Source organism: Mycobacterium sp. PO1 (genome assembly GCF_017312405.1).
In the GTDB taxonomy this organism is placed as follows: Bacteria; Actinomycetota; Actinomycetes; order Mycobacteriales; family Mycobacteriaceae; genus Mycobacterium.
On sequence record NZ_BLTG01000114.1, the window covers coordinates 1 to 5,020 of the forward strand.

At 69.1% G+C, this 5,020-nt stretch carries 5 protein-coding genes and 1 tRNA gene; 2 read left to right on the forward strand and 4 right to left on the reverse strand.

Annotated features, from left to right (window positions below; translation table 11 throughout):
• Positions 1-182: 182 nt before the first annotated feature.
• Complete coding sequence (locus J3476_RS26270; RefSeq protein ID WP_207069223.1) at positions 183-1,169, forward strand: LLM class F420-dependent oxidoreductase; 987 nt, start codon at positions 183-185, stop codon at positions 1,167-1,169.
• A gap of 11 nt (positions 1,170-1,180) precedes the next feature.
• Positions 1,181-1,318, forward strand: coding sequence for a hypothetical protein (locus tag J3476_RS26275; protein WP_173012127.1), 138 nt, complete (start codon positions 1,181-1,183; stop codon positions 1,316-1,318).
• A 2-nt stretch (positions 1,319-1,320) separates the two neighbouring features.
• On the opposite strand, the gene J3476_RS26280 is transcribed toward J3476_RS26275, so the two are convergent.
• The 4 genes from J3476_RS26280 to J3476_RS26295 form a co-directional block, all read right to left on the reverse strand.
• Positions 1,321-2,250: a phosphatase PAP2 family protein gene (locus tag J3476_RS26280; protein WP_286183810.1), complete on the reverse strand. Its 930-nt coding sequence runs from the start codon at positions 2,248-2,250 to the stop codon at positions 1,321-1,323.
• A 202-nt stretch (positions 2,251-2,452) separates the two neighbouring features.
• Positions 2,453-2,526, reverse strand: a tRNA-Pro gene (locus J3476_RS26285).
• A 243-nt stretch (positions 2,527-2,769) separates the two neighbouring features.
• Positions 2,770-3,873: a PLP-dependent cysteine synthase family protein gene (locus J3476_RS26290; protein WP_207069224.1), complete on the reverse strand. Its 1,104-nt coding sequence runs from the start codon at positions 3,871-3,873 to the stop codon at positions 2,770-2,772.
• Positions 3,870-4,835 (reverse strand): metallophosphoesterase, encoded by a 966-nt coding sequence (locus tag J3476_RS26295; protein ID WP_207069225.1) that lies wholly within the window; start codon positions 4,833-4,835, stop codon positions 3,870-3,872. The genes J3476_RS26290 and J3476_RS26295 overlap by 4 nt, the downstream gene beginning before the upstream one ends.
• Positions 4,836-5,020: the final 185 nt, after the last annotated feature.

Here is a 5,020-nt window from a genome sequence, read left to right on the forward strand (position 1 = left end):
GGCAGAAACCAGGCGCGGTGCCGTACCCGGGCGGTGGGCCCGGGGGTGGGCCGTAGCCGCCGGCGTCATGGGTCATGATCACCATCTTGTCGACGCCGGCAACGATTGACAACGTCGACACCGCCGGGGCGGCGGCGAGCAGCCGCCGTTTTGGTGTCGGTCAACCGGGTACCCGGGTGCGCATGACCCGATTCGGCTACACCCTGATGACTGAGCAGAGTGGACCCAAAGACCTTGTCCGTTATGCCGTTTCGGCTGAGCAGGCCGGATTCGACTTCGAGGTGAGCAGCGACCACTACTTCCCGTGGCTCTCCTCGCAGGGCCACGCGTGCTACGCGTGGTCCATGCTGGGTGCCGTCGCCCACGCCACCGAGCGCGTCGAGTTGATGACCTACATCACCTGCCCGACCATGCGCTACCACCCCGCCGTCGTCGCGCAGAAGGCGGCAACGATGCAGATATTGGCCGACGGCCGGTTCACGCTGGGCGTGGGCAGCGGGGAGAACCTCAACGAGCACGTCGTGGGTCACCGCTGGCCGACCGTGGCTCGCCGCCAGGAGATGCTGGCCGAAGCCATCCGGATCATCCGGGAACTGCTCACCGGCGAGCTGGTCGACTGGAAGGGCGACTACTTCGAGGTCGACTCGGCGCGTATCTGGGATGTGCCCGAGGTTCCGGTGGCCATCGCGGCGGCGGTGTCCGGTGAGCGCTCGGTGGAGCAGTTCACCGCGCTGGCCGACCACCTCATCACCACCGAGCCCGACAAGGATCTGGTCGCCGGGTGGCACGACCGGCGCCGCGCGACGGGTCTGGCAGAGGATTCCCGGGTGATCGGTCAGATCCCCGTGTGTTGGGATCCCGATCGCGACGCCGCCGTCACACGCGCACACGACCAGTTCCGCTGGTTCTCCGGCGGCTGGGCCGTCAACGCCGACATCCCGACCACCGCGGGCTTCGCCGCGGCGACACAGTACGTCCGGCCCGAGGACGTCGCCGAGTCCATTCCGTGCGGACCCGATCTCGACGGCATCGTCGAGGCCGTGCGCGCCTACTGGGAGGCCGGTTTCACCGACATTGCGCTCGTCCAGATCGGTGACGAGAATCAGGATCTGTTCCTCGAGGAGGCGGCGGGTCCGCTGTTGGACAAGCTCCGCGACGCTTCACGCTGAAAGGAGGCTCGATGACGCGAGGAAAAGGGATCTACGACGACGAAGAGGGCTCCACTGCGTCGCGCGCGAAGCGGGAAGCCGAAGAAGAGGGCAAGCACCGCGAAGACACCCCCGACGTCGACAAGGACGCCGGCGAGCCGACGGCCTGACTTCAGCGGGTGCTGACCGGGTCGCCGCTGCGTTTGGTCTCCAGGCGGTGCCACGTCCACCAGAACAGCAGTGCCGCCCCGATCGAGCCTGCTGCGGCCAGCCACTGCGAACCCAGGAACAGGTGCCACTCGGCGGGCCGGTCGTTGAGATGAGCAGAGGCCGCGTTGAGCACCTGCACCAGGCCGAGGGTCAGGCTCGCCGCGCCGACCGCACCGACGAGAACGACGAACACCGTGCGCAGCGTGAACCGTGCGGCGCCGGGTGAGATGACCGCCCGGATCCGGCCGGTCCGCGCCAGGAAGTGCGACGCCGCGCAGGCCACGACGAGGGCGACGGCGTCGGCGGCCAGCGTGTCGGAGAGCCGGTGCGCCCTGATGATGACGGTGTAGGCGCCGATGCCCACCGCCCAGGTCAGCGTCACGAACATGGCCACCCCGCGGAACCGGTACGGCATCACGATCAACGTCGCGAACAACAGTGACATCGCCGCGGTGGTGTGACCGCTGGGCAGGGTGTTGTCCGCGAACGTGCCGTTGATGGAGACGAGGTCGGGGCGCGACAGCACGTGGTACTTCAACACCTGCGTCACGGCCTGCCCGCCGAGGATCACCCCGACGCCCGCCACGGCCAGCCACACCTGTCGGCGCAGCAACCCGATCAGGCCGACGAGGAACGCCGCGGCCAACTGTGAGGTGACCGTGATGGTGTGGAACATGTCCAGCGCAGTCTGACGGAGGTCGGCGTCGACCTGGGTGGCCCCGCGCAGTGCGGCGTCCTCGAGGCGCTGCCCTGTCCTCGTGTGGACGGCCAGCAGGTAGACCGCAGTGCCGAACAACAGCGCGCCGATCAGCACCGCGGTCCAGCGGTGCCGGGCGCGGCGCAGCCGCTGGTCACCGTCGAGCGCCACCCGCCTGTCGATCCTCGTTGCCACGCAAAAGCCCCCATCGTGCGTCGTGCCCGGAATCGGCGAGGTTCGGCCGTCACCCGCCGGGACGTCTCACCGATGAGCCATCAGCGCCTGACCGAGCGTACCGGCCGGGTGGTGGTGGGCGGGCCGCAGCAGGCCGGCCGAAGCAGCAGAAAGACCCCTCTCCGAAAACCGGATCAGGGCCCTCTACCAGCGAACACACGAGTCGGGGTGGCGGGATTCGAACCCACGACCTCTTCGTCCCGAACGAAGCGCGCTACCAAGCTGCGCCACACCCCGTGTGAAGCCTCGACAGCGTATCGCACTGGCCGAGGTTGAAGCCAAACGCGTATCACCGACGCCGACACGCCGCGGGAAGGAACAGGGCTGTCGGTGGCGTTGTGCACACTGACAAACACGAACCAAAGAAACGAGGTGTGCCATGACCGGGCTGGGCGCATCGCTGTACCTGGGCTTCTTCGCACTGGCTGCGCTGTGGCTCTACCTGACCTCCGACGGACCGCTGACCCGTGGCTCACGCGATCAGAGCCAGCGGCCGGACCGCTCGAACTCGGCCAGCACCTCGGCCGACTCCGACGGGTCGAGCCCGTGGCTGGTCAGCCATTCGGCGCAGAAATAGGTCTCGGTGTAGCGGTCACCGCTGTCGGCCAGCAGCGTCACCACTGATCCGCTGCAGCCAGTCGCGGCCATCTCGGCCAGCAGGCTGAACGCCCCCCAGATGTTGGTGCCCGTGGACGGGCCGACGCGGCGGTTCAGCACCCGGCTGACGTGGTGGGCTGCCGCCACCGAACCCGCATCGGGCACCGTCATCATCTGGTCGACCACCTCGGGGAGGAACGACGGCTCCACCCGCGGCCGCCCGATCCCTTCGATCCGCGACGACATGCCGGTCACGACGTTGCGGTCACCCGAGGCGTAGGCGGGAAAGAACGCCGAATTCTCCGGGTCCACCACGCACAACCGGGTGGGATGGCGGCGATACCGGATGTAGCGCCCGATGGTGGCGCTCGTCCCGCCGGTGCCGGCACCGACGACGATCCACTCGGGCACGGGATGGGTCTCCTGACCGAGCTGCTCGTAGATCGACTCGGCGATGTTGTTGTTGCCCCGCCAGTCGGTCGCGCGCTCGGCGTTGGTGAACTGGTCCAGGTAGTGCCCGCCGGTCTGATCGGCCAGCCGCTGCGCCTCGTCGTACACCTGAGCCGCTTCGGCGACGAAATGGCAACGGCCGCCCTGCGATTCGATCAAGGCGATCTTGGCTGCGCTGGTCGACTCGGGCATCACCGCGATGAACGGCACCCCGATCAGCTCCGCGAAGTAGGCCTCCGACACCGCCGTCGACCCCGAGGAGGCCTCGATGACGGTGGTGTCCTCGCTGATCCAGCCGTTGCACAGGCCGTACAGGAACAGCGACCGCGCCAGCCGGTGTTTGAGGCTGCCGGTGATGTGGGTCGATTCGTCCTTGAGGTACAGCGCGAGGTCCGCGTCGGCGGCCCAGCGCGCCGGCAGCGGGTAACGCAGCAGGTGGGTGTCAGCGCTGCGCCGCGCGTCGGCCTCGATCAGCCGGACCGCGTTGTCCACCCACGCCCGGGACTGGCGGCACGCCGACGCGGCCGGTCGGTTCACCGTGCGGAGACGGTCGGATGCGACTGTCCCTCCCGCGTCTGGATGTCCGATCCGCCGGTGGGAGCCGCGACCAAGGTGAGCAGCGTCGCCTCGGGCCGGCAGCAGAACCGTAACGGGGCGAACGGGGACGTGCCGATGCCCGCCGACACGTGCAGCTGCGTGCGCGCACCCCAGCGCGACGGACCCTTGGCCCGCGACCGGTCGAGTTCGCAGTTGGTGACGATGGCGCCGTAGAACGGCAGGCACAGCTGCCCGCCGTGAGTGTGGCCGGCCATCACCAGTTGGTATCCGTCGGCGGCGAACTGGTCCAGCACGCGCGGCTCGGGGGAGTGCGTCAAGCCCAGCGTCAGGTTCGCCGCCGCGTTCGCCGGCCCGGCGATGGTGGGGTAGCGGTCACGCTTGAGGTGCGGATCGTCGACGCCCGCCGCGGCGATGTGCAGGCCGGCGACCTCGAACTCGCGCCGTGTGTGGGTCATGTCCAGCCAGCCGCGCTCGGTGAACGCCGCCCGCAGGTCCTGCCAGGGCAGCGGCTCCCCGTGTATGCGGTGGTTGGGGTTGGTCAGGTAGTTCGCCGGATTCTTCAGCTTGGGAGCGAAATAGTCGTTGCTGCCGAACACGAACACCCCGGGCACCGACAACAGGTCGCCGAGCGCCTGCACGACGGCGGGCACCGCCCTGGGGTGCGCCAGGTTGTCTCCGGTGTTGACCACCAGGTCGGGTTCCCAGCCGGCCAGCTCCCGCAACCAGGCCTGCTTGCGGCGCTGCGTCGGACGCATGTGGATGTCGCTGATGTGCAGCACCTTCAGCGGCGAGGACCCCGGTGTCAGCACCGGCATGGTGGCCTGCCGGACCACGAACGCGTTGCGCTCGATCAGCGAGGCGTAGCCGATTCCGGCCACCAGCGTGCCGACGGAGGCCGCGGCAGAGGTCTTCAGAAGCGATCCCGGTGAAGCAGAAGGCATGTACGCAGCCTAGCGCCACCGTTGACCGGACACAGGTCGTCGGGCGCGCCGACCGGGTCAGCCCGGCGGTGGTGGCGGTGGTGGCGCCGGCGGTGGCGGCGCACCGAGCACCGGCACCGTGATCGGCGGAAGACCCGGGATCTCGATCACCGTCTGCCCGACCGGGGGCGGGGGTCCGCCCGGCG